This window comes from Sodalis sp. RH21, from assembly GCF_047324175.1.
Classification (GTDB): Bacteria; Pseudomonadota; Gammaproteobacteria; order Enterobacterales; family Enterobacteriaceae; genus Acerihabitans.
Genome location: NZ_CP178732.1, coordinates 1,367,147 through 1,388,821 on the forward strand (window position 1 = coordinate 1,367,147; position 21,675 = coordinate 1,388,821).

At 60.1% G+C, this 21,675-nt stretch carries 21 protein-coding genes; 17 read left to right on the plus strand and 4 right to left on the minus strand.

Translation table 11 applies throughout. The features are described 5' to 3' along the window. Positions 1 to 112 precede the first annotated feature (112 nt). Entirely contained in the window at positions 113 to 409 is a 297-nt protein-coding gene (locus tag ACL2XP_RS06370) for a YfcZ/YiiS family protein (RefSeq protein ID WP_413737757.1), read from the plus strand. Positions 410 to 749: 340 nt separating this feature from the next. Then, a complete protein-coding gene (sixA, locus tag ACL2XP_RS06375) occupies positions 750 to 1,232 on the plus strand; it encodes a phosphohistidine phosphatase SixA (protein WP_413737759.1) in 483 nt (160 codons plus the stop codon). A 6-nt stretch (positions 1,233 to 1,238) separates the two neighbouring features. Here the strand turns inward: sixA and smrB are convergent, their stop codons facing one another. Continuing rightward, positions 1,239 to 1,769: an endonuclease SmrB gene (gene smrB, locus ACL2XP_RS06380; RefSeq protein WP_413737760.1), complete on the minus strand. Its 531-nt coding sequence runs from the start codon at positions 1,767 to 1,769 to the stop codon at positions 1,239 to 1,241. A 180-nt stretch (positions 1,770 to 1,949) separates the two neighbouring features. Between smrB and prmB the strand changes: the two genes are divergently transcribed. From prmB to ACL2XP_RS06415, 7 genes are all read left to right on the plus strand, one after another. After that, on the plus strand, positions 1,950 to 2,882 hold the full coding sequence (gene prmB, locus ACL2XP_RS06385) for a 50S ribosomal protein L3 N(5)-glutamine methyltransferase (protein WP_413737762.1): 933 nt from the start codon (positions 1,950 to 1,952) through the stop codon (positions 2,880 to 2,882). Positions 2,883 to 2,958: 76 nt separating this feature from the next. Then, the gene (gene aroC, locus ACL2XP_RS06390; protein WP_413737763.1) at positions 2,959 to 4,044 is read left to right on the plus strand and encodes a chorismate synthase; all 1,086 of its coding nucleotides are present in this window, start codon (positions 2,959 to 2,961) and stop codon (positions 4,042 to 4,044) included. A 4-nt stretch (positions 4,045 to 4,048) separates the two neighbouring features. Further along, positions 4,049 to 4,879: a penicillin-insensitive murein endopeptidase gene (mepA, locus tag ACL2XP_RS06395; protein WP_413737764.1), complete on the plus strand. Its 831-nt coding sequence runs from the start codon at positions 4,049 to 4,051 to the stop codon at positions 4,877 to 4,879. 72 nt (positions 4,880 to 4,951) lie between these two features. Further along, entirely contained in the window at positions 4,952 to 5,752 is an 801-nt protein-coding gene (locus tag ACL2XP_RS06400; RefSeq protein WP_413737766.1) for a sulfite exporter TauE/SafE family protein, read from the plus strand. Between the two features lie 19 nt (positions 5,753 to 5,771). After that, positions 5,772 to 6,344, plus strand: a complete 573-nt coding sequence (locus tag ACL2XP_RS06405) for an elongation factor P hydroxylase (protein ID WP_413739101.1) — start codon at positions 5,772 to 5,774, stop codon at positions 6,342 to 6,344. 16 nt (positions 6,345 to 6,360) lie between these two features. Continuing rightward, the gene (locus tag ACL2XP_RS06410) at positions 6,361 to 6,636 is read left to right on the plus strand and encodes a YfcL family protein (protein ID WP_413737767.1); all 276 of its coding nucleotides are present in this window, start codon (positions 6,361 to 6,363) and stop codon (positions 6,634 to 6,636) included. 489 nt (positions 6,637 to 7,125) lie between these two features. Further along, positions 7,126 to 9,087: a TonB-dependent copper receptor gene (locus tag ACL2XP_RS06415; RefSeq protein ID WP_413739102.1), complete on the plus strand. Its 1,962-nt coding sequence runs from the start codon at positions 7,126 to 7,128 to the stop codon at positions 9,085 to 9,087. On the opposite strand, the gene mnmC is transcribed toward ACL2XP_RS06415, so the two are convergent. After that, complete coding sequence (mnmC, locus tag ACL2XP_RS06420) at positions 9,084 to 11,228, minus strand: FAD-dependent 5-carboxymethylaminomethyl-2-thiouridine(34) oxidoreductase MnmC (RefSeq protein WP_413737769.1); 2,145 nt, start codon at positions 11,226 to 11,228, stop codon at positions 9,084 to 9,086. The genes ACL2XP_RS06415 and mnmC overlap by 4 nt on opposite strands. Positions 11,229 to 11,383: 155 nt before the next feature. Here mnmC and fabB point away from each other — a divergent pair, with 155 nt between their 5' ends. Next, positions 11,384 to 12,595 (plus strand): beta-ketoacyl-ACP synthase I, encoded by a 1,212-nt coding sequence (gene fabB / locus ACL2XP_RS06425; RefSeq protein ID WP_413737771.1) that lies wholly within the window; start codon positions 11,384 to 11,386, stop codon positions 12,593 to 12,595. Between the two features lie 111 nt (positions 12,596 to 12,706). On the opposite strand, the gene flk is transcribed toward fabB, so the two are convergent. Then, positions 12,707 to 13,741: a flagella biosynthesis regulator Flk gene (gene flk / locus ACL2XP_RS06430; protein WP_413737772.1), complete on the minus strand. Its 1,035-nt coding sequence runs from the start codon at positions 13,739 to 13,741 to the stop codon at positions 12,707 to 12,709. 120 nt (positions 13,742 to 13,861) lie between these two features. Beyond that, entirely contained in the window at positions 13,862 to 14,782 is a 921-nt protein-coding gene (locus ACL2XP_RS06435) for a DMT family transporter (RefSeq protein ID WP_413737773.1), read from the minus strand. A 354-nt stretch (positions 14,783 to 15,136) separates the two neighbouring features. On the opposite strand from ACL2XP_RS06435, the gene ACL2XP_RS06440 reads away from it, so the two are divergent. The 7 genes from ACL2XP_RS06440 to cvpA all read left to right on the plus strand — a co-directional run bounded on the left by ACL2XP_RS06440 (position 15,137) and on the right by cvpA (position 21,644). After that, the gene (locus ACL2XP_RS06440) at positions 15,137 to 16,147 is read left to right on the plus strand and encodes an aspartate-semialdehyde dehydrogenase (RefSeq protein ID WP_413737774.1); all 1,011 of its coding nucleotides are present in this window, start codon (positions 15,137 to 15,139) and stop codon (positions 16,145 to 16,147) included. Next, positions 16,147 to 16,968: a tRNA pseudouridine(38-40) synthase TruA gene (gene truA, locus ACL2XP_RS06445; protein WP_413737775.1), complete on the plus strand. Its 822-nt coding sequence runs from the start codon at positions 16,147 to 16,149 to the stop codon at positions 16,966 to 16,968. Before ACL2XP_RS06440 ends, truA begins: the two co-directional genes overlap by 1 nt. Before the next feature lie 40 nt (positions 16,969 to 17,008). Next, positions 17,009 to 17,659 carry a DedA family protein gene (locus tag ACL2XP_RS06450; protein WP_413737776.1) on the plus strand — a complete coding sequence of 217 codons (651 nt, stop codon included), beginning with the start codon at positions 17,009 to 17,011 and terminating at the stop codon, positions 17,657 to 17,659. Between the two features lie 211 nt (positions 17,660 to 17,870). Continuing rightward, entirely contained in the window at positions 17,871 to 18,791 is a 921-nt protein-coding gene (gene accD / locus ACL2XP_RS06455; protein ID WP_413737778.1) for an acetyl-CoA carboxylase, carboxyltransferase subunit beta, read from the plus strand. A gap of 103 nt (positions 18,792 to 18,894) precedes the next feature. After that, positions 18,895 to 20,163, plus strand: coding sequence for a bifunctional tetrahydrofolate synthase/dihydrofolate synthase (gene folC, locus ACL2XP_RS06460; protein ID WP_413737780.1), 1,269 nt, complete (start codon positions 18,895 to 18,897; stop codon positions 20,161 to 20,163). Next, positions 20,153 to 20,965 carry a cell division protein DedD gene (gene dedD, locus ACL2XP_RS06465; protein WP_413737782.1) on the plus strand — a complete coding sequence of 271 codons (813 nt, stop codon included), beginning with the start codon at positions 20,153 to 20,155 and terminating at the stop codon, positions 20,963 to 20,965. Before folC ends, dedD begins: the two co-directional genes overlap by 11 nt. A gap of 190 nt (positions 20,966 to 21,155) precedes the next feature. After that, positions 21,156 to 21,644, plus strand: coding sequence for a colicin V production protein (gene cvpA / locus ACL2XP_RS06470; RefSeq protein ID WP_413737784.1), 489 nt, complete (start codon positions 21,156 to 21,158; stop codon positions 21,642 to 21,644). The last annotated feature ends 31 nt before the right edge of the window (positions 21,645 to 21,675 follow it).

Sequence of the window (21,675 nt, forward strand, 5' to 3'; positions counted from 1 at the left end):
CCGCCGGGCAGTAAGCCCTATCAACGGTGGGTGTACGGGAGTATAATAAGTCACAGATATTTTTGATTGGCTTATTATTGTCAGACAGGTAAACCCTGTGGAGAAAATTACGATGACCCATTCTATAAACAAATGCAGCGCCCAAGAAACCGCTGCTTGTTGCTGCGTCGATGTCGGCACCATTATCGATAACGAGGATTGCACCGCCTCGTTCAGCAAAGTATTTGAGCAACGGGCCCAGGCCGAAGCCATGCTGGCTTCCCTGACCGAAAAGGCCCGGGCGATAGAATCCGATCCCTGCGAGATCACCAGCCGGATCGAACCCGTGAGCGGCGGTGTTGAACTGAATGTCGATTTTACTTTCAGCTGCCAGGCTGAAACCCTGATCTTCCAGCTGGGATTGCGTTAATTTCAGCTATTACAGGCCCTTAACCGGGCCTGTTTTTCGTTTGACACCCCCCTATTACCGCCCGCATCCGGATATCAGCGCCGCTCGCCGGCTGTCAACGTCGAAAATGTTACTTACCTTGCACCTTTATCTGAAAGTGTTGTCATATGCTAATAGCCATCACACTCTGCCGGCGCTGCTTTGAGTAAATTAACGTCCCGGATGCGTTAATTAATGTTCGATGTGTTGACTATGAAGAGGGTATTGATGTAAAAAGCAGCGTTTTATTTACGCGATTTCAAGCGCGAATGTCCGGTTATCCCGTCTATTTTCGCGTTTCGTCCAACAACTACGGTGCACTATGCAAGTTTTAATTATGCGGCACGGCGACGCTCAGCTCGAAGCGGCCAGTGATGCGGAAAGGCCTTTGACTGTTCGCGGCTGTGATGAATCACGCCTGATGGCATGTTGGTTAAGTACCAGGATACTAGATACCGATCGCGTTTTGGTCAGCCCTTATCTGCGTGCGCAACAGACACTGGGCGTGCTGCGTAACGAACTGGTGCTGCCGGACGGCGAAGAGACCATGCCCGAGCTGACGCCGGGCGGCGACGTTGATCTGGTGTGCTGTTATTTGCAGACGCTGGCGAATGAAGGGCTGGGATCGGTGCTGATTATTTCCCATCTGCCCCTGGTGGGTTATCTGGTCGCCGATTTATGTCCGCAAGAACAGGCGCCGATGTTCGCCACCTCGGCCGTGGCCTGCGTGGAACTTGATGCCAAGAGCGGCAAGGGCAAGCTGGAATGGCAGGTCGGACCTGCGCAGTTGCTGACCAAAGTCTGAACGCCGCTATTCGTCGAGCTCGATGAGCACCAGCAGCGCCGCATCGCCGCCGAAGGTTTTCGGCGCCTGATGAAATCCCAGCACGTCCGGGTGCTGCGCCAGCCATAACGGCGTTTGCTGTTTGAGGATGTGTTTGCCGTGCCCATGCATTACGCAGGCGCAAAGCACGTGTTCCCGGCGGCAGGCGGCAATCAATGCCCCCAATTCTTCCTTGGCCTGCGCCTGGGTCAGGCCGTGCAGGTCGAGAAACAGCTCCGGCGTGTAATCCCCCCGCCGCAATTTTTTGACTTCGTAGGGGCTGGCGTCGGGGCGTACATAGCGCGCCGGGCCGTCGTTATCCAATAACGGCTGGAATTCATCGGAAAAATAAAAACTGGCATCCACCTGTTCCTGGAGTAGCCGCCGGGCAGGCAATACGGCGCGCTTTAAACGCGGTTTCGGCGGTTTGACGGTATCCTGCCGTATGGGTTTGGTGCCGGCGATGGATTCACGAAATATTTGCCGTTCCTCATCGGCCAGTTGATATCTTTTCTTCATTCCCCACTCTGCAGTTGCTGTTTTTCTGCGAGTTTACCCTGTCCGCCGCTTTTTCGGCGAAACTTTTCCTATCTGACATAATTTACTTACCGGCACGATCTTCTTGCTTGCTGCTTTGTCCCCCGCTTCATGGCAAACTAGCCGGCAAGAACTGGCGTAAATTTCCCCGCGGAGAGTAAATTGGACAAAATTTTTGTGGATGAGGCGGTTGCCGAGCTGCACAGCATTCAGGATCTGCTGCGTTGGACGGTAAGCCGTTTTAATGCCGCGCAAATCTTTTACGGTCACGGCACCGATAATCCTTGGGACGAGGCGATACAATTGGTCCTGCCCAGCCTGTTCCTGCCGCTGGATTTGCCCAAGGAAATGTATGTGTCCCGCCTGACTTCCAGCGAGCGTTATCGTATCGTCGAACGCGTGGTCCGCCGGGTGAACGAACGTATTCCCGTGCCTTACCTGACTAATAAAGCCTGGTTTTGCGGCCTGGAATTTTACGTCGACGAGCGGGTGCTGATTCCCCGTTCGCCCATCGGCGAACTCATCGACGATCGCTACCGCGACCTGTTGCCCCATCCGCCGGCCCATATCCTCGATATGTGTACCGGCAGCGGCTGCATCGCCATTGCCAGCGCGTTCGCCTTTCCGGAAGCGGAAGTGGACGCGGTGGACATTTCCGGCGACGTGCTGGCGGTCGCCGAGCATAATATCCAGGCCTATGGGCTTGAGGGCCGGGTGACGCCCCTGCGTTCCGATCTGTTTCGCGAGTTGCCGGCGCTGCGCTACGATCTTATCGTCACCAATCCGCCTTACGTGGATGAGGAAGACATGAACGATCTGCCCCAGGAGTTCCATGCCGAGCCGGTATTGGGGCTGGCGGCGGGCCGCGACGGCCTGAAGCTGGTGCGCCGCATTCTGGCCTGCGCGCCGCAATATCTGAGCGATAACGGCGTATTGATTTGCGAAGTCGGCAATAGCATGGTGCATCTGATGGAACAATATCCGGACATTCCTTTTAACTGGCTGACGTTCGATAACGGCGGCGATGGGGTTTTCGCGCTCACCCGGGAACAGCTTGTGGCCTGCGGCGAAACCTTTACAATGTTCCAGGATTAAACGCGCCCCGGCGCGGCCATGCAGCACTGCCCGGGCAGTCTTTTTTATGTAAATCAGGTTAGGTAAAGGAGTCCCGATGGCGGGGAACAGTATTGGTCAATTATTTCGCGTCACCACGTTTGGCGAGTCCCACGGGTTGGCGCTGGGCTGCGTGGTCGACGGCGTGCCGCCGGGCATCCCCCTGACGGAGGCGGATTTACAACGGGATCTCGACCGGCGCCGGCCGGGCACCTCCCGCTATACCACCCAACGCCGCGAGGCCGACGAGGTGCGCATCCTCTCCGGGGTGTTCGAGGGGGTCACCACCGGCACCAGCATCGGGCTGCTGATCGAAAATACCGATCAACGTTCGCAAGACTATAGCGCCATCAAAGACGTCTTTCGTCCCGGCCATGCGGACTATACCTACGAGCGCAAATACGGCGTGCGCGACTATCGCGGCGGCGGGCGTTCGTCGGCGCGCGAGACCGCGATGCGGGTGGCTGCGGGGGCGATCGCCAAAAAATACCTGGCCCAAAAATACGGCGTAACCGTGCGGGGCTACCTGGCGCAAATCGGCGATATTTGCTGTGAGTTGAAAGACTGGGAGCAGGTGGAGAAAAACCCCTTTTTCTGCCCGGACCCCGATCGGCTGGAGGCGCTCGATACCTTGATGCGCAACCTGAAAAAAGAGGGCGATTCCATTGGCGCCAAAGTGACGGTGGTGGCCGAGCATTTGCCGGCCGGCCTGGGCGAACCGGTATTTGACCGTCTCGATGCCGATCTGGCCCATGCCCTGATGAGCATCAATGCGGTCAAAGGGGTGGAAATCGGCGACGGGTTTGCCGTGGTCACCAAACGCGGCAGCGAAAACCGCGATGAAATCACCCCGGCGGGGTTCGTCAGCAACCATGCGGGCGGCATTTTGGGCGGCATCAGCAGCGGGCAGGCGGTAATCGCCCATCTGGCCCTAAAGCCCACCTCCAGCATTATGGTGCCCGGGCGCACCGTTAACCGGGCCGGGGAGCAGGTGGAGATGGTGACCCGCGGGCGGCACGATCCCTGCGTTGGCATTCGCGCGGTGCCGATTGCCGAGGCGATGATGGCGATCGTATTAATGGATCATTTATTACGGCAGCGCGCGCAGTGCGGCGACGTGGCCTCAACAATCCCTCAATGGTAATTTTATGCGGCAATGGATAGTCGGATTACTTGCGCTGGCAACCGTTCAGGTGCTGGCCGCCCCCACGCCCTGGCAAAAAATCGCGCACCCGATAGCCGGTAATCCGCAGGCGATCGGCGCTTTCGCCAACGGCTGTATCGTCGGCGCGCAGCCGCTGCAGCTGGAGGCGGCCAATTATCAGGTATTGCGTCCCGATCAGCGGCGTTATTACGGCCACCCCGATTTACTGCTGTTTATCGTGCGCCTGAGCAACCAGGTAAAGCATCTGGGCCTGGGGAACCTGCTGGTGGGCGATATGGCCATGCCCGCCGGCGGCCGGTTCGGCAGCGGCCATGCCAGTCATCAGTCCGGGCTGGACGCGGATATCTGGCTGCAATTACCGCGTCAGCGCTGGAGCGCGGCGCAATTGCTTAAACCACAGCCGCTGGATCTGGTGACGGCCAACGGCCGCGATATCAACGCCAATCTCTGGCAGCCGCAAACCGCCATGCTGATTAAACTGGCCGCCGAAGACCCCGAGGTTACGCGTATTTTTGTTAGCCCGGCCATTAAAAAACAGCTGTGCCGCGTCGCTGGGCAAGATCGCGGCTGGTTGACCAAAGTGCGCCCCTGGTTCGGCCATCGCGCCCATATGCATGTGCGCCTGCGTTGTCCCGCCGACAGCCGGGAATGCCAGGAGCAGGCTCCGCCGCCGGCCGGCGACGGCTGCGGCGCCGAACTGGATAGCTGGTTCCTGCCGGCTAAACCGGGTACCGGCGGCGGGCCGGCCAAACAGCCGCCTCCGCTGCCGCCGTCCTGCCAGGCCTTGCTCGATCGCCACCTGGTGACCGAGTAACCGCCGCACGCGGCAAATTATCATGGCCCGTACGGGATTGGTGCGGGCTGCAACCCTTTTTCCGGATGACACATGGATTGGTTAGTGGTTTCCCCCGTGGTGTTTGCGCTGCTGTTTGGCGTAAGCGTATTTGCGGGATTTATTGATTCCATCGCCGGCGGCGGCGGGTTGATCACGCTGCCGGCGTTGCTGGCGGCGGGGTTGCCGCCGGCGCAGACGCTGGGCACCAATAAATTGCAGTCGGTTGGCGGTTCGTTCTCCGCCAGCCTGTATTTTATTCGCCAGCGCGCGGTGAATATCGGCGATCAGAAGCTGAACATCGCCATGACGTTTATCGGCTCGATGACCGGCGCCATCCTGATCCAGCACCTGCGGGCGGATCTGCTGCGCCAGGTGCTGCCGCTGCTGGTCATCGGCATCGGGCTGTATTTTCTCGTCATGCCCCGCATCGGCGAAGACGATCGCCAGCGCCGGTTATCCGCCTGGCCGTTTGCCCTGGTCGCCGGCTGCGGCGTCGGTTTTTATGACGGTTTTTTCGGCCCCGGCGCCGGTTCTTTTTATGCGCTGGCTTACGTGACGTTGTGCGGTTTTAACCTGGCCAAAGCCACCGCTCATGCCAAGGTGCTGAATTTCACCTCCAACTTTGGCGGCCTGCTGCTGTTTATGTTTGCCGGCAAAGTGGTCTGGAGCGTAGGATTGGTGATGCTGGCCGGGCAGATACTGGGCGCGCGCCTGGGGGCCCGCATGGTGTTAACCAAAGGACAAAAGCTGATCCGCCCGATGATCGTGGCGGTGTCGCTGCTGATGAGCATCAAGCTGCTTTACGACAGCCACGGCGCTACGCTGATGCAGTGGCTTTCTTCCCATATTTGAAATCGATTATACCGAGATGATGCACAGCGAATCCCATGAATACCCGCAGTTGATTACCCTATTTGACAACTGCTTTGCCGACAGCTTCAATACCCGTCTGGTTAAAGGGGATGACGAGCCTGTTTATTTGCCGGCGGATGATGGCATTTCCCATCATCGCATCGTATTTGCCCATGGCTATTATGCCAGCGCGCTGCACGAAATCTCCCACTGGTGCATTGCCGGGGCGCGGCGCAGGTTGCTGGTGGATTTCGGCTATTGGTATTGTCCGGACGGCCGTGACGACGACACCCAGCATCGCTTCGAACTGGCGGAGATCAAGCCCCAGGCGCTGGAGTGGATGTTTTGCGTCGCCGCCGGTTTCCCGTTCAACGTGAGTTGCGATAATCTCAACGGCGCTAGCGAACCGGATCGCATTGCCTTCCAGCGTAAGGTTCACGCCCAGGTGATGAGCTATTTATCCGCGGGTATTCCGGATCGCGCCGCCGCCTTTATCCAGGCCCTGCATGCGTTTTACGCCACCGCTCCCCTGGCGCGGCGGCAGTTCCCCTATCCGGCCGATATAGCGGGTGTTTCCGGCCCCGCGTTATGAATAATGAGGATATGTGATGATCGTAGATTTCGAAGCGCGCATTCTGGCGTTAATTGACGATATGGTGGAGCACGCCAGCGATGATGAGTTATTTGCCGGCGGTTATTTGCGCGGCCATTTGACGCTGGCGGTGGCCGAAGCCCAGGAAAACGGCGAGCATACCCTTGAAGCCCTGCACGATCGGGTTCAGTCCTGCCTGGCCAAGGCTATCGGCAACGGCGAGTTGTCGCCGCCGGATCAAGTGCTGGTGACGGGCATGTGGCAGCAGCTCTATGAACAGGCGCGCCTTTGACGCGCAGCCTTACTCCGCGCTAATAGGTTATTTCCTCTATAAACATATTTAAATCAGCAAGTTATATCGCTGGGTTAATGATGTCATACCATTGATAAACGAAACCTGAGTTGTTCCTCGACATCCCGGCCGATCGCGTACAATCCTATCTTGTCCGTGGTCGATGGTCATCAGACCGGTGGTGTCAATGAGCCTGATGGTATTCCCGGCGGGGACCCGCCCGCCGTTTGCCTGCCTCCTCTTTCAGTACGCGCTGTCGCGCGATCCGCCGGCATAACCCGGCTCGGGGCCGCGTTGTCCGCTATCGCTTATGCCTCGCCATAGCACCTGTCGGGCCTGGCCGCGCCGTCATGTTTGACTTCTCAGGAAATTATCGCTTAATCATAAGGAAAGATGATGTCTGGTTATACTTCCCCGCCTGCACCGAGTCGTTTACCCCGTCGCCTGAGCGGCTTTATACCGGTATTTACCCTGGTTGCGGCCAATAGCATGGCCGCCCACTCCCAGCATCACAAGTTGCAAAACGCCCAGCCGGCGCCCCAGGATGCCGATGTCATCACGGTCGCGGCGCCGCTGTATTCGCCTTTGATTATCGTCACGTCCCCGAAAACCCCGCGCCAGCCGGTGCCCGCCGGCGATGGGGCCGATTATCTGAAAACCATCCCGGGGTTTTCCCAGATTCGTAATGGCGGCACCAACGGCGATCCGGTGTTTCGCGGCCAGTTTGGCTCACGTCTGAAAATCCTGACCGACGGCGCTGAAATCCTGGGGGCTTGTCCCAGCCGCATGGACGCGCCGACATCCTATATCTCGCCGGAAAGCTATGATGTCCTTACCCTGGTCAAGGGGCCGCAAACCGTGCTGTGGGGGCCGGGCGCATCCGCCGGCACCCTGCGTTTCGAACGGGTTTATCCGCAGTTCGACCGACCGGGCATCAATGCCGGCGGCGGCGTGCTGGCGGGGTCCAACGGCCGCTGGGATGAAAGGGCCGAAACCAGCCTGGGCGACGAACGGGGGTATCTGCAGCTCGCCGGCAATACCTCGCGGGCCGGCGACTATCGGGATGGCGCCGGGTTCCGGGTACCGTCCCAATGGAAGAAATGGAATGGCGATCTGGCCCTTGGCTGGACGCCGGACAGCAATACGCGCCTGGAACTCAGCATGGGCAAGGGCAACGGTGAGGCCCGTTATGCGGGACGAGGCATGGACGGCGCGCAGTTTAAGCGCGACAGCCTGGGCATGCGGTTTGAAAAAGACGCTATCGGCGAGGTGCTGGATAAAATCGAAGCACAGGTCTACTACAGCTACGCCAACCATATTATGGACAATACCACCCTGCGCGCTACGCCACATCACGCAGGCAAGACGGCCTACTGCTGCAAGTCGCGGACCCGTTCCAGCAATCTCGATCGCCGCACCGCCGGCGCCCGCGCCGTGGGCACCTGGCTATGGCCTGATTTTCGCCTGCAATCCGGCGTGGATATGCAAGCCGATACCCACCGCAGCAAACAGATTCATGGCTGGCGAAAAAACGCGCAGTTCCAGGATTACGGCTTGTTCAGCGAGCTGACCTGGCATGCTCCGGAGCAAAACCGCGTTATCGGCGGAGCCCGTCTTGACCGCAGCCGGGCCGACAAATACGGCGCATCCGGCGATCGCACCCGGTCGGCAATCCTGCCCGCGGGATTTATGCGCTATGAATACCAGCCCGATGCCCTGCCGGTGCAGTTTTATACCGGCCTGGGGTATACGGAGCGGTTTCCCGATTATTGGGAATTATTCGCTCCTAAATCCGGCCCTCGTCGCAACAGCAGCGCCTTTGACGCATTGCAAAGCGAAAAAACCACCCAAATCGATGCGGGCGCGCAATACCACGGCGAGCGCCTGACCGCCTGGCTGTCAGGCTATCTCGGACAGGTAAATGATTTTATCCTGGTGAAATACGACCCGGACAATGCCTATCGCAGCCAGGCCACCAACGTCAATGCCGCTATCATGGGCGCCGAGTTTGGGACCGGCTATCAATTTACCGAACGCTGGAAAGGGGATGCCAGCGTGGCTTACGCCTGGGGCCGAAACACCAGCGACGGCCAGCCGCTGCCGCAAATGCCGCCCCTGGATGCGCGGTTCGGCCTGACCTACGAGCGGGAACGGTGGAGCAGCTCGGTCCTGTGGCGCGCGGTCAGCCGGCAGCGGCGGGTTGCCCTTAACCAGGGCAATGTGGCCGGCAAGGATTTCAATACCAGTTCCGGCTTCGGCGTTCTATCGGCGAACGCGGCTTATAAAATAACCAAAAAAATCAAAATCAGCAGCGGCGTCGATAATATCCTGAATAAATCCTATAGCGAACACCTTAACCTGGCGGGCAACAGCGGTTTTGGCTACTCGGCCAACAGGCAGGTCAATGAACCGGGCCGAACGGTATGGGCCAGGCTGAATGTGAAATTTTAAGCGGGCGATTTTATTTGCCGTCCGGCCAGCAGCTTTCTGATCCAAAAACGGTTAGGGCTGAGCGCGGCCGACTGGTCCAGGTTCAGCGGCAGCGGTTCGCCAAAAATCTGCCCGGCCAGTATTTCGGCCGCCAGGGGCGCGGTACATAAACCGCGCGACCCCAGGCCGCCGAGCATAAACAAATTGTCATGGACGGGAGCGGCCGCGATTGCCGCGCCGGACGCGCGCAGCCGGGGCAGGTCGGCGTAGACGCGCAGGATGGCGTCATAATCGGGCACGCTGCCCACCATGGGCATATGATCGCGGGCGCTGCTGCGTACGCCGCAGCGCGCCTGCGCGGCGCTGATATCGGCGGCCAGCGGCCAGGACGGCGCCGGCAGGCAGGCGATCAGGCGATCGTAGTTTTGCTGCTGATCCCGTGGACGGTACTCGGTTTGTTCGTCATCGCGCTGCGCGCTGGCGCCCAGGCAGTGGGTTTGAAAACCCGCGCTGGCGGGGGTCAGGTAGCCGTCATAGCAAAGCACCTGTTTCAGGGGCGCCAGGGCCGGTACGGCGGGAATATGGCTGACCTGCCCGCGCACGCTGGTCAGCGGCAGCGGGGCGGTTAGCGGCCATTGCAGCAGCCGGTGGCCGTTGGCCAGTACCACCGTCGCGTGGCGCGCCGCGCCGCCGTGGGCGAAGCCCAGCGACCAGCCGTCCGGCGTTGCCGCCAATTGCCGCACCTCGCGGCCATAATGCGCCGCCATACCGCGGCGCTGCGCCTGCTCCAGTATCCCGGCGGTAAGCTGCGCCGGGTTGAGCCAGCCGCCCAGCGGATAGGTGACGCCGTCGCGGCCGGTGTCCAGCCCGGTCAAGGCCGCCATCTCGCCGGCGGCCACGGCCCTTACCAATTGCCCGGGCCAGCCGGAGGCGAGGATCTGGTCCAGTTTGCGCCGGGTCCTGGCATCATAGGCCAACTGCGTAACGCCGCACCATTGATGCTCGAAGGCAATCCCCCGGCGCGCGCAGTCGCGATAAACGGCCAGGGCGAAAGGGAAGGCGCTGGCAAACCACTGCGCCAGTTCGTCATCTTCATTATTCAGCAGCGGATATAGCGCCCCCTGCCGATTGCCCGAAGCCCCCGCGGCGGGGGCGCTATCGGCGCAATAGAGGGTTACGCGCGCGCCGCGCCGCTGCAGGGCCGCCGCCGCCAGCGCGCCGGCGATGCCGCCGCCGACGATCGCCACGTCGCGGGGGTCATCCGCCGGCCGGCGGGCATACCAGGGCGCGGCGGGGACTACGGCGTGGGCGTCCCGCTTTGATGCATCGGCCACGGCGTTCGCGCCCGTGCGAAAGGCACCCGCTACGGTTTCGGTGTACGGGGCCACTCTATCCGCGCCCGCGCCCGCTCCGCCGCCGGCTACCGGGCTGCGGGTACCGGCCAGCATTTCGCGTTTCTGGCCGAAGCCCGGCAGTTTACCGACGCTGAAACCCGCCTGCTGCAAGCCGCGCCGCACGAAGCCGGCGGCGGTAAAGGTGGCGAACGTACCCTGCGGCCGCGCCAGCCGCGCCATGGCCTGAAACAATTCCCCGCTCCACATCCCGGGATTCTTGGCCGGGGCGAAACCATCCAGAAACCATGCGTCCACCTGGCCGGATAAACTGTCGTCCAGCCCCGGCAGCAGGGTGTTGACCTCGCCATACCACAAGTCCAGCGTTACGGCGCCGCCGCCCAGGATCAGCCGGTGGCACCCGGCGGTGGGCAGCGGCCACTGTTGGCGCAGCTCGGCGGCGTAATCCGCCAGTTCGGGCCAGCGGGCGTGGGTCAGAGCCACGTCCTCCACCCGCAGGGGAAACTGTTCGACGCTGATAAAATGCAAGCGCCGCAGCACGGCCCCGGGCGCCTGCCGGCGAAACCGGTCGAAAACCTGCCACAGGGTGAGAAAATTCAGCCCGGTGCCGAAGCCGGTTTCCGCGACGATAAATAACGGCCGCTGGTGAGTGCTAAACCGCCCGGGCAAGGCATTGCCGTGCAAAAACACATAGCGGGTTTCCTCCAGCCCGTCCTGGTTGGAATAATAAACGTCATCAAAATGTCGGGATACAGGTGTACCCTCGTCGTTCCAACTCAGAATGGCATTGCGGATTGGGGCGCGATTCACGGCTACAGGCTCATTTGTCAGGAAGTGTATGGATTTTAACGAGGTGTGCTTTAAGGCGCAAATTTGGCATACTTCGTCTGATCGGACTTGTTCAGCTTACAACTGTACGCTAAAGTGCGTCACAGAATCTCATATATAAATACAAGAGGTATTAAATGAAACGTGCAGTGATTACCGGCCTGGGGATTATATCGAGTATTGGTAATGACCAGAAAGAAGTCCTGGCATCTCTGCAACAAGGCCGCTCCGGAATCACTTTTTCCCAGGAACTGAAAGATTCCGGCATGCGCAGCCATGTTTGGGGCGATATTAAACTCGATACTACCGGGCTGATTGATCGTAAAATTGCGCGCTTTATGAGTGATGCTTCCATCTATGCTTACCTCTCCATGGAACAGGCGATTAAAGATTCCGGCCTGAGCGACGATCAGGTTTCCAACGATCGCACCGGCCTGATCGTCGGCTCCGGCGGCGGCTCCCCGCGCAATCAGGTCGCCGGCTCCGATGGCATGCGCGCGCGCGGCCTGCGCGGCGTAGGCCCTTATATGGTGACGAAAGCCATGGCCTCCGGCGTGTCCGCCTGCCTGGCCACGCCGTTCAAAATCCGCGGCGTCAATTACTCCATCAGCTCCGCCTGCTCCACGTCCGCCCATTGTATCGGCAACGCGGTGGAAATGATTCAACTGGGCAAACAGGACGTGGTGTTCGCCGGCGGCGGCGAAGAACTATGCTGGGAAATGGCCTGCGAATTCGACGCCATGGGCGCGCTGTCCACCCGCTATAACGAAACCCCCTCCAAAGCGTCCCGCACGTACGATGTCAACCGCGACGGTTTTGTCATCGCCGGTGGCGGCGGCATCGTGGTGGTGGAAGAATTGGAACATGCGCTGGCCCGCGGCGCGCATATTTATGGTGAAATCGTCGGTTACGGCGCCAATTCAGACGGAGCGGACATGGTGGCCCCGTCGGGCGAGGGGGCGATCCGCTGCATGCAGATGGCGCTGAAGGATGTGGATACGCCCATCGATTATCTTAACGTGCACGGCACTTCCACGCAGGTGGGCGACGTTAAGGAACTCTGGGCCATTCGCGAAACCTTCGGCAGCAATCATCCGGCGTTCTCCTCCACCAAGGCCATGACCGGCCATTCCCTGGGCGCCGCCGGGGTGCATGAAACCATCTTTACCCTGCTGATGCTGGAGCACGGTTTTATTGCGCCGAGCATTAATATCGACGAGCTGGATCCGCAGGCCGAAGGGATGAATGTGATTACCCAGCCCACCGAACGCCGTCTCACCACGGTGATGACCAACAGTTTCGGATTCGGCGGTACCAACGCTACGCTGGTAATGCGCAAATATAACTAACCGCGGTGTTCCGGCCCGGCTTATTGCGCCGGGGCGGGTAACCAAAAACCACTCCTGCGGCCGGGAGTGGTTTTTTTTTCGCCGTGTGCCGGAGATAAACGCGTTGGCGGGTTAGATCAATATCCAAATCAGCACCAGGACCGCGAGCAGGGCCAGCCCCGCAATCCAGCGTGATTTGGCGACGCCGCGCATGCTCTCCACCGGCACCGTGGCGATAAGCGGGCTCATCGCGGGCTGGATCAGCCGGCTATCGGAGGTTTGATGCTGGCTTTGGGTGCGGGCCAGGCGGTGGATAAACAGGAATTGCATCACCGCGCCGACCTGCGCCGGGGTAAGGATACTTTGCGGCGCGGCGTTGAAATGCTGCTTGCAGTAGGCTTCGATGGCCTGCTGTTCGTCGCTGTTGGTGGGTTGTTTCAGCGCGGCCTGCACCGACGACAGGGTAGGGGATGCCTGTTGCGACAGCGTCACATGCCCCTGCAGGAATTGCATCAATAGCTGGAAATGGCGCGCCGGGATGGGATCGCCGGGCTTCAGTCCCATCATGGTCATCAGGCTTTGCCAGATATCCGCCGGCGACTCCCCACTTATGGCCGCCAGCCGGGTAATTTGCTGATTGAGGGCATGGTGCTCGGCTGGCAGCAGCGTCCGGTCGGTAATCGCCGCCTGCTGCGGCTGCGGAATATTGAGCTGGCCATTTTGCAGCAGCGCCACCACTTGCAGCAGTTGATCCGGTTCAAGCTGGCTGAGTACGGTATGGCCGAACTCGCGGCGGATATAGTCGCTTACCGCCTGGCGGTTATTGCCTTTGGGCAGCAGTTCGGTCAATTGCTGCATCAACTGCCGGCCGGCATGGGTTTGCTGCGCCTGTTCCAGGCGCACCTGCAGCAACTGCTCCGCCGGCTGAAAATGACGCGCGGTCAGTTCGCCGTCATTGGCGATATGCAACTGATGGCGCAGCGCGGCCCAGATTTCCGGCGCCTTGCTGTTGCTCAGCGCCATAATCTTGATAATCATGCGCTCTAGAGATGTGCGCTGCGCCGTGGTCAGCGGTTTTTCGCCCTCCTGCCCGAAGGGGGCGCTGGCCGCCGCGCCGCGGGGGGGATCGCCTGGTAATGGCGTATCGGGACCTCTTACAGGTTGCATATCTCTCATCCTTTAGCATCGAGGGGCGCTGTCATCCGGCCCGGTCATATCATCGGGCGTATGGATATAAGATAGTGCGGCAAGAAAATAATGCGGCGAATCATAGCAAGTCGCCGTATTTTACGGTAGCGGCAAGCGGCCGGAAGGCATTTTCTGCTCCGTGCGATCCCGGCGGATTAACGGTATCCGCAGCCTTTGAGCCAGTATGACACCGAATAGTGTAATCCCTCCGCCTATTACGTGATAGCTGTGTAAGTCCTCACGTAAAAAAAGCACGGCGATGACGGCGGTGAACACCGGCGCCAGATTCATAAAAATCGACGCGGTATTGGCGCCCAGGCGCATTACGCCCTGTATCCACAAATAGGGCGCGGCCAGCGAGGCGGCGATGCCGGCAAACATCACCAGCGGAATATTGCGCGCCGTCAGGCTGATATCGGGGGCCAGCAGGAACCCGGGCAGCAGAAGCACCACGCCGAACGCCACCTGGATATAAAGCGACTGCCAGTTAGGCAAAGGGATGGCCCAGCGCTTGGTCAGCACCCCGTAAAGCGCGTAGGAGGCCGAGGCGCCGATCATCATGATTTCCCCGCTGCCCATGCCGCGCTCGATAAGCACCTGCGGATGGCCTTCGCTGACCAGCCATATCAGGCCGCCAAACGACAGCAAGGCGCCCAGCAGCACGCCGAGGGTAGGCACGGCGCGCAGCACCACGATGCTGAGCAGCACCGTCAACAGGGGAATCAGCGAATTGAGAATGCCCATAAACACGGCGGTAACGCTGTGGGCGGCATAATAAGCCAGGCTCTGGTATAACACCATGCCGAGCAGTCCCAGCACCAGCAAGCGCCACCACTGCCGGAGCACCGTGCGGCGGCTGCGCACTATTCCCGGCATGACAAACGGGGTCATGATCAGCAGGGCCAGCAGCCAGCGATAAAATGAAATAGCCGCCGGATCGATGGCGCTGGCGGACATTTTGCTGACAATGGCGTTAACCGACCAGATCAAAACCGCCAGCAGCGGGAATAGCATAGGCATGTAGGCGGTCCTCGTAGCGTAATGCGCCATTGTACGGATATCATCGCCCGGCGACAGAAAAAAATTTTTGCGGCAGGGGTCTGAAGAACCGGGCAATAATCAGCGTGCGGCGAGCATAAGCGGCGCCCCGGCTATTATAGCATTGTGATCTTGCGACATTCGGTGGCAGAATATTCCCCCTTTTCAGCGCCCCATCCGCCGCGCGGGCGGGGGATGCTCCGGCAGCGGGGTCAACTAGTGTATGATATGCGCCGCGCGGGGCAGCCATTGCCCGGGCGCGGCGTGTTACCCTTTTTAAGCCGGGAGGCTACTGCCTTCCGGGCGCAATTATGCACTGTCTTGGAGAGAAAATTGATGTCTGACGGCTGGAATATCGCCCTTTTGGGGGCAACAGGCGCAGTCGGTACAGCGCTGCTTGAATTATTGCAGGAGCGTCAGTTTCCCGTGGGGGAACTGTATTTACTGTCCAGCGAACGCAGCGCCGGCGAAACGCTGCGTTATGACGGTAAAAGCGTGCTGGTAACCGACGCCGCGCAGTTTGACTGGACCCGGGCGCAGCTGGCGTTTTTTGTCGCCGGCGCCGGGGCCAGCGCCCTCTATGCCGATGCGGCGTCCGCTGCGGGATGCGTAGTGATTGACTCCAGCGGCCTGTTTGCCCTTGAACCCGACGTGCCGCTGGTGGTGCCGGGCGTCAACGATGCGGTGCTGGCGGATTATCGCAATCGCAATCTGGTGGCGGTGGCGGACAGCCTCACCAGCCAACTGCTGCTGGCCGTCAGGCCGCTCACGGAACTGGCCGGCATCGCGCGGCTGCACGTCAGCAATCTGCTGTCGGCGTCGGGGCAGGGCAAGGTGGCGGTGGACGATCTGGCGGGCCAGAGCGCGCGCCTGTTAAACGGCCTGCCCACCGAACCGGGCTTTTTCAGCCGCCAGCTGGCCTTTAATATCCTGCCGCTGCTACCCGACGAACAGGGCAGCGTGCAAACTGAACGCCGCCTGGTGGATGAAGTGCGCAAGATATTGCTGGACGAAGGGTTGCCCATTTCGGCGAGCAGCGTCCAGGCGCCGGTGTTTTACGGCCACGCCCAGTTGGTGCATCTGGAGACCCAGCGTCCGATGGGCGCCGCGGAAGCCCGTGACGCGTTGACGGCGGGAGAAACCATTACCGTCAGCGACGAAGGGGATTTTCCCACCCAGGTGGAGGATGCGTCGGGCCAGGTACATTTGAGTATTGGCTGTTTACGCAATGATTATGGTATGCCGGATCTGCTTCAGTTCTGGTCGGTAGCGGATAATGTACGCTTTGGCGGCGCGCTGATGGCGCTGTTGACCGCAGAGCTGCTGGTGGCGGAGTATTTTTATTAATGTCGCGGGAAGTCTCCGGAAGTGAACCGCCAACGATTAAAATTGCGTTGGGGATCGAATACGACGGCAGCCGGTTTTACGGCTGGCAACGGCAGTCGGAAGTCAGCAGCGTCCAGGCTTGCCTGGAACAGGCCTTATCCAAAGTAGCCAATGAGCCGGTTTCCGTGCTGTGCGCCGGGCGTACCGACGCCGGCGTGCACGCCACCGGCCAGGTGGTGCATTTTGAAACCCGCGCGGTACGCGAGGCCGCCGCCTGGACCCTGGGCGTCAACGCCAACCTGCCGGCGGACGTCGCGGTGCGCTGGGCCTGCGGCGTGGCGCCGGATTTTCACGCGCGCTTCAGCGCATTGGCGCGCCGATATCGCTATATTATCTATAATCACCCCTACCGACCGGCTATATTATCCCGGGGAGTGACGCATTTTTATCATCAACTGGATGCGGACAAGATGACGCGCGCGGGAGAGCATTTGCTGGGAGAACATGACTTCACGTCGTTTCGCGCCCTGCATTGCCAGTCCCATTCTCCCTGGCGCAATATCAAGCACCTGACGGTCACGCGCCACGGTCCTTATCTGGTGGTGGATATCAAAGCCAACGCTTTTTTGCATCATATGGTGCGTAATATTGTCGGCAGCCTGATGGAAGTAGGATGCGGGAACCGGCCGGAAGCCTGGATTGCCGACGTACTGGAAGCCCGGGATCGCAGCCTGGCTGCGGCGACCGCCAGGGCGGAAGGATTATACCTGGTCGCGGTGGATTATCCCGACCAGTTTGCTTTGCCGCTTCCTCCCATGGGACCGTTATTTCTTTTAGACTAATGGTTGTAACACTATCTATCGCGCTGCCGGGATTCTGAACATGGAATTTATCAGATTTATCATTGATTTTATTTTACATATTGACGTTCATTTAGCGGAGTTGGTGGCGCAATATGGTGTGTGGATTTATGCCATTTTATTTTTGATTTTGTTTTGCGAAACCGGGCTGGTGGTCACGCCGTTTTTACCGGGCGATTCGCTGCTGTTTGTGGCGGGCGCGCTGGCGGCATTGCCGTCAAACAATCTTGACGTACATACGATGGCGTTGCTGATGGCGCTGGCGGCCATTCTTGGGGATGCGGTCAATTACACCATCGGGCGGCTGTTCGGCGAAAAACTGTTCAGTAATCCCGACTCCAGAATTTTCCGCCGCAGCTACCTGGATAAAACCCACCAGTTTTATGCGCGTCACGGGGGAAAAACGATTATCCTGGCCCGTTTTGTGCCGATAGTCAGGACCTTCGCTCCCTTTGTGGCCGGCATGGGCCATATGTCTTACCGGCATTTCGCCCTGTTCAACATTAGCGGCGGCGTGCTGTGGGTGGCGCTTTTCACCTATGCGGGCTACCTGTTCGGGGATTTGCCGGTGGTACAGGAAAACCTGAAATTGCTGATTGTGGCCATTATCGTGCTGTCGATTCTGCCGGGGGTAATTGAAGTCTGGCGCCACAGGCGCGCCGCCCGCAGATGAACGGCCGGCCAAACGGCGGCGGAAATGGACGAATTGTGAGCGGTAAGCAGAGTTTTCTATCCCAACTCGTTGGCGGTTATGGTTTAATGGGCAACATTTTTAGAGACCATTCTCTTCATCTCAGGAAGACGGCGGGCACCGTGCGCCGGCGAAATGGTTCAAGCATGAATAGCGGACTGGCGCTTGCCAGGTTCAAACAGAAAGGTTATCGATGAGCTGGATTGAACGAATTCTCAATAAGAGCACTGCCACCCCGGCGCGCAGGGCCAATATCCCGGAAGGCGTCTGGACCAAATGTGATAGTTGCGGGCAGGTACTTTACCGGGCCGAGCTTGAGCGCAATCTGGAAGTCTGCCCAAAATGCGATCATCATATGCGCATGACCGCCCGCGCCCGCCTGCACGCCTTTTTGGATAAAGGCAGCGAGGTGGAGCTGGGCAGCGAGCTGGAACCACGGGATATCCTGAAGTTCAAGGATTCCAAAAAATATAAGGATCGCCTGGCGGCGGCCCAGAAAGCCACCGATGAAAAAGATGCCCTGGTGGTGATGAAAGGCACGTTATACGATATGCCGATAGTGGTGGCCTCGTTTGAGTTCGCCTTTATCGGCGGGTCCATGTCCTCGGTGGTCGGCGCCCGCTTCGTACGCGCCGTCGAGCAGGCCCTGGAAGACGAATGTCCGCTGGTCTGCTTCTCCGCCAGCGGCGGCGCCCGCATGCAGGAAGCGCTGCTGTCGCTGATGCAGATGGCGAAAACCAGCGCCGCCCTGGCAAAACTGCGGGCGCGCCGTTTACCCTATATCTCGGTGCTGACCGACCCTACCATGGGCGGCGTGTCGGCCAGCCTGGCCATGTTGGGCGACCTTAACGTGGCCGAACCCAAGGCGCTGATCGGTTTTGCCGGGCCGCGGGTCATCGAGCAAACGGTGCGGGAAAAACTGCCCGCCGGCTTCCAGCGCAGCGAATTTTTATTGGAGAAAGGGGCGATCGATATGATTGTGCGCCGTCCCGAAATGCGTCTTAAACTCGCCAGCCTGCTGGCTAAACTGACTAACCGGCCGCAGCCCGAAGCGTCGCATTCCCATGAGCCGCGGCCGGAAATCGTGCCGGAAGAGCGGCAGGACGAGATTTAAGGCAGCCGCCGCCTGTACGCCGCCGGGATATGCCGCCGAGGGCGCCGGGTAATCAGCATGGCTGATGCCATCGTTGTTAATGCATAGTCAATAAACGGGACGTATGGAAAATCTTCTTACTCCTCAAGCCACATCGCCACTGGCCGCGTGGCTTTATTATCTTGAGCGCCTGCACGCCAAAACCATCGACCTGGGCCTGGAGCGGGTAGGCCAGGTGGCGGCCAACCTGCATTTGTTACGCCCCGCGCCGCGGGTCATCACGGTGGCCGGCACCAACGGCAAAGGCACCACCTGCCGCCTGCTGGAATCGGTATTGCTGGCCGAAGGGCTGAAGGTCGGCGTCTATAGTTCCCCCCATCTGCTGCGCTATACCGAACGGGTGCGCATCCAGGGGGGGGAGTTGGCGCCGGAGCGCCATAGCGAAGCCATGGCGGCCATTGAAAGCGGACGCGGCGCCATCTCCCTGAGTTACTTCGAGTTCGGCACGCTGGCGGCCTTTTGGCTGTTTAAACAGGCGGCGCTGGATGTGGTTATTCTTGAGGTCGGCCTGGGCGGGCGGCTGGACGCCACCAATATCGTCGACGCCGATGTGTCCGTGATTACCAGCATCGCGCTCGATCATACCGAACTGCTGGGGCCGGATCGCGACAGCATCGGCCGGGAAAAGGCCGGGATATTGCGGGCCGGTAAACCGGCGGTGGTCGGCGAGCCGGACCGCCCGGCCTCCATCGATCGCTACGCCGAACAGCTCGGCGCGCGGCTTTACTGCCGCGATCGCGATTGGTCGTTCACCCAAAACGGCGATACCTGGTGCTGGCGGGATGCCGGGCTGTCCCTGGCGGATCTGCCGCTGCCGTCGATTCCGCTGGCGAACGCCGCCACCGCCCTCGCCGCGCTGAGACAATGGCCGCTGCCGGTGTCCGAGCGGGCCATCCGGCAAGGCCTGGCCGAGGCCGCGTTGCCCGGCCGCTTCCAGATTATCGGCCAGCGGCCGCTGCGTATCCTGGACGTGGCCCATAATCCCCATGCCGCCGGCTACCTGGCTAAACGGCTGGGGGCGCTGGCCATCGGCGGGAAAGTGCGGGCGGTGGTGGGCATGCTGGCGGATAAAGATATCGCCGGCACCCTGGACTGCCTGCGCGCCCGGGTGGATGAATGGTATTGCGCCAGCCTGGACGGGCCGCGTGCGGCTACCGCGGCGCAGCTGGCGGCGCATCTTGACGGCGCGCGGCAATTCGCCGATGTGGGCCTCGCCTGGCGTCAGGCATTAGCGGACGCGGCGTTAGAGGATTGCGTGCTGGTATTCGGTTCGTTTCATACCGTGGCCCCGGTCATGGCGCTGGTAAACTCGGAGAGTGAACGTGGCGAGTAAGTTTCAAAACCGCTTGGTGGGAACCATTATTATCGTGGCCCTTGGGGTGATCGTCTTACCCGGCCTGCTGGATGGTAAAAAAAAGCACTACCAGGACGACTTCGCCTCTATTCCCCTGGTGCCTAAACCCGGCGATGCCGACGAGGCGGACGCCTCGCCGCAGGCCAGCCAATCGCTGCCCAGCCAGCCGCCGGAAGGAGCGGGGGCGGCGGTGGAGCAGGCCGATAAAGTCGCGGCCGATGACGCCGCCGCCACGTCGCAGGGGGCGGATGCCGCCATCCAGTCCACGGCGCCGCCGGTAAAAGAAACCCCGCCGGCAGCCCGGCGCGAACCGGCGAAAGCCGCGCCGGCCCCGCGCCAGGAGCAGGCCAAACCGGTGCCGGCTAAGCCCGCGCCCGCGGTCAAACCGGTAGCCAAGCCGGCGCCTAAGCCGGTCCTTCCGCCGACAACCGCGCCGGTAACCGCGCCGGAAGAACCGGCCGCAATCAAACCTGAAGCGCCGGCCAAAACGGCCGCGGCGCCTAAGCCCGCTGCGGCGGCACCCGAGGCGCCCCCCGCGGGGCAAGCCTGGGTAGTGCAACTGGGGGCGCTGAAAAATGCGGCCAAAGTGACGGAAATCGTCGGCAAGCTGCGCCTGTCGGGCTATCGGGTCTATACCCTGCCCGCCGAACCGGTGGCGGGGCAAATTACCCGCATTTTCGTCGGTCCGGATGCCTCCCGGCAAAAATTGGAAAGCGCGCTGCCGGAAATGAATCAGCTCAGCGGCTTGAGCGGCCAGTTGCGGTCCTATAAGGCGCGTTGATGGGGGATGCGGCGGCGGTAAAACGGCGGCCAGCAGGCCGCCGCGCGCTATCTTCTTGCGGCGATTGGCTTTTTTTAATCGCCGTTATTTATTTATCTTTGGGCTGGAATTCCGGTGCGCAAACGTTTTCGTTTTCTGTTAGAATTCGCCGCGAACAAGCTGACGGGGCGGATTACCAAGGGATGCATGTATGATCTGGGTTGATTACGTCATTATTGGCATCATTGTATTTTCTGCTCTGATAAGTCTGATTCGTGGGTTTATCCGTGAGGCGTTATCATTAATAACCTGGGGATGTGCGTTTTTCGTCGCCAGCCACTATTATATCTATCTCGCGGTTTATTTTACCCGCTTTGATGACCAGCTGGTTCGTAACGGTATCGCGATTGCCCTGCTGTTCGTGGCGACCCTGATAGTCGGGGCGATCGTCAATTACGTGATTGGCTCTCTGGTGGAGCGGACCGGTTTATCCGGCACGGATCGGGTGTTAGGCGTTTGCTTCGGCGCGCTCAGGGGCATACTGGTCGTTTCGGCCATGCTATTCTTCCTGGATACTTTCACCGGATTCTCCCAGAGTGCGGACTGGCAACAGTCCCAGCTAATACCGCAGTTCAGCGGTATTATCAGATGGTTTTTTGACTATCTGCAAAGCACGTCGAGTTTCTTACCGAGGCATTAATCGCCGCGGTAACGCTGATGAGGAAATGACA